The sequence below is a fragment of the Microcoleus sp. AT3-A2 genome, from assembly GCF_036705685.1.
Classification (GTDB): Bacteria; Cyanobacteriota; Cyanobacteriia; order Cyanobacteriales; family Microcoleaceae; genus Microcoleus.
The window spans coordinates 1-2,280 of the sequence record NZ_JAUBVF010000145.1 but is presented as its reverse complement, the minus strand read 5'-3'; the positions used below and the strand labels follow the sequence as shown (position 1 = coordinate 2,280).

The 2,280-nt window shown below is 43.6% G+C and carries 3 protein-coding genes; 2 read left to right on the top strand and 1 reads right to left on the bottom strand.

The features are described 5' to 3' along the window. Positions 1–57: 57 nt before the first annotated feature. The gene (locus QUB37_RS29545; RefSeq protein ID WP_333168785.1) at positions 58–381 is read right to left on the bottom strand and encodes a DUF6444 domain-containing protein; all 324 of its coding nucleotides are present in this window, start codon (positions 379–381) and stop codon (positions 58–60) included. Positions 382–963: 582 nt separating this feature from the next. Here QUB37_RS29545 and QUB37_RS29540 point away from each other — a divergent pair. Both QUB37_RS29540 and QUB37_RS29535 read left to right on the top strand, forming a co-directional pair. Next, positions 964–1,269 carry a hypothetical protein gene (locus QUB37_RS29540; RefSeq protein ID WP_333168783.1) on the top strand — a complete coding sequence of 102 codons (306 nt, stop codon included), beginning with the start codon at positions 964–966 and terminating at the stop codon, positions 1,267–1,269. A gap of 20 nt (positions 1,270–1,289) precedes the next feature. After that, complete coding sequence (locus QUB37_RS29535) at positions 1,290–2,009, top strand: PHP domain-containing protein (protein WP_333168781.1); 720 nt, start codon at positions 1,290–1,292, stop codon at positions 2,007–2,009. The last annotated feature ends 271 nt before the right edge of the window (positions 2,010–2,280 follow it).

Here is a 2,280-nt window from a genome sequence, read left to right as displayed (position 1 = left end):
TAGCTGGCAATCTCTTGTTTCATCTGTAGAAAAAATTCTTAAAGAATTTGGAGATAATTATGTAATTAATTTTGCTTGACTACTTAGCTTCCGTTGAGAGCCGATATGTCCTAATTGCCCACCCCGTTTTTTTCCGGTGGACTCCTTCCGATTAGGCTTAAACCCTTGTGGATTCTTTGATGGTGGCTGTGACGAGTTAGCTGATGTTCTGGCTACCTGTTCTTTGAGTAGCTCATTTTCGGTTCTCAGTTGCGCCATTTCTTCCTCAAGCTTATCTGTCCTGCGGACTAATTCGTAAATTAGTTCGAGGATGCTTTGAGGCACTTGTGCCCAGTCACTAGGGCTGATTGCTGCTATTAGTTCCGGCACAGTCTTTTCCATCTCCCCTACTCTATCATGTTCGAGCCATCGGGAGCTACCCCCTGAACTTCTACAATTAATGGGAACCAAATTAGTGAGATAGTTAAGTGAGGCAAATCGAGAAACCTTTGTAGTTTTCTACGCCGAGTTTCTGTTGTAATTGGATAGGAAATACCCGCGAGAGCCGTTCTAATCTCACTTGTTTTTCTGATTGTATCAATGGTAGCAAGATTTCAATCAGTTTACATTGAGCTGAACTTAGTTGTTTTTTAAAATGAATGAGGTAGAATGTTGGTATCATTATTTTTGAGATAGGCAAGCGTGTAACAATTATGCTGCCTATCTTTTTTGAGCAGCGGATTGGCTCAATCCTTCAAAGGTATGGGTTTCAGGCTGGTTGTTACCCCCCCAGATATGATGCAAATTCTCAAGTGCTTTTGTCAAGCATGATTGAGATGCTCTTACCCTGCTTGTGTACACGGTAGTTATCAAGGGGAGGGAGTAAGAAATTCACAAATGATGCGAGGATTGCTATATCTTGTGGCATTTTCCACAAACCTTTTAAGGGCCGGCAGGATGCCCACTCCACAATAAAATTTACTCTTGGTGGAACAGGCCGGAAAGCCTGTTGCTGAGAATAATGCAATAGGTGCGAGTAAATTGATATCTGTCGGCATTCTACCCAAACCTGTAGAGGCGAGTTTTACCAACTATAAATTGCCTGAAATCAATAATCTCATAAACCCCCCCCACCCGATAATAAAATTCTGGATAAAGAATTGTGCAAGATGTGCGAGTGAATGGATATCTTGTGCCGAACGCAATAATCCGCCAGATGTTTCAATCCCACAGCAGACTATTGCCACAGGTGCAACATATCAATTTATTAGATATATTAAACAAGGTTAGTTTTTTTTATAATAACGCTTATGGCTGTCAATTTCGCTACCTCCCCCGCCTCTAGTCTCCGACCAGAAGCCCAGAATATCTCAGCACTCAAACAAGTCTTCCAGACAATTGATGCCGATAGCTGTCCGGGTTCCTATAATTTTCATATGCACACAGTCTACTCGGACGGGCGATTGCAGCCAGAGGCATTGATGGAACAAGCCATAGCCCGCTGTCTCAAAGGCTTAGCTATCACCGACCACCACAGCACCCAAGGCTACGTTAAAGCTCAAATTTGCTTAGATAATTGGAAATTAAACCATCCCGACAAAAATAGCGAAGCACCTAGTCTGTGGACAGGGGCTGAAATTAATGCCGAATTGCTCAACAACGAGGTACACATTCTCGCTTACGCCTTTGATCCGCAACATCCCAGTCTCCAACCATACCTACGAGGTAAAAGCACTGAAGGCACTTATTGTTATTCAGCAGCCAGGGTAATTGAAGCTATTCATGAAGCCGGAGGTTTAGCAGTTCTCGCACATCCTTGCAGGTATCGATCGACTGCAGATAAATTAATCCCAGAAGCAGCCCGTTTCGGCATTGACGGTGTAGAAACGTACTATGCTTACGCTAATCCCAATCCTTGGAAACCAAGCCCCAAACAAACTGCTTTAGTCAAAGATTTAGCAGAAACTTATGGTTTGCTTGGAACTTGCGGAACCGACTCTCACGGCCTGAGTCTTCTAGTCCGAATCTAAATAGTTCGGAAATAGCAAGTGTTTTCTCCTGTGATTGCCAGTATAAGCGTTAGCGGAGCGCTCTCTAATGAAAGCAATAGCAATGACCCGATAACAAGCAGTTCACCAGGCCATATTATGTCCGCTAAAACGACCACTATAAAATTGGTTCGTAGTGAGGACTGAAGTCCAATGGCACTGAAAAAGGCTTAATCCTGGGGGGGTGACAAAGAGGTCTACGAGATAGACTGTATAAGGGTTGCAGCCCGCATACCTTGTTGATAAAAGCGGC

Bases quoted from the DNA above. Each gene is read 5' to 3' on its own strand.
- QUB37_RS29535 (WP_333168781.1), top strand. From the start codon at position 1,290: ATGGCTGTCAATTTCGCTACCTCCCCCGCCTCTAGTCTCCGACCAGAA.
- QUB37_RS29545 (WP_333168785.1), bottom strand. From the start codon at position 381: ATGGAAAAGACTGTGCCGGAACTAATAGCAGCAATCAGCCCTAGTGAC.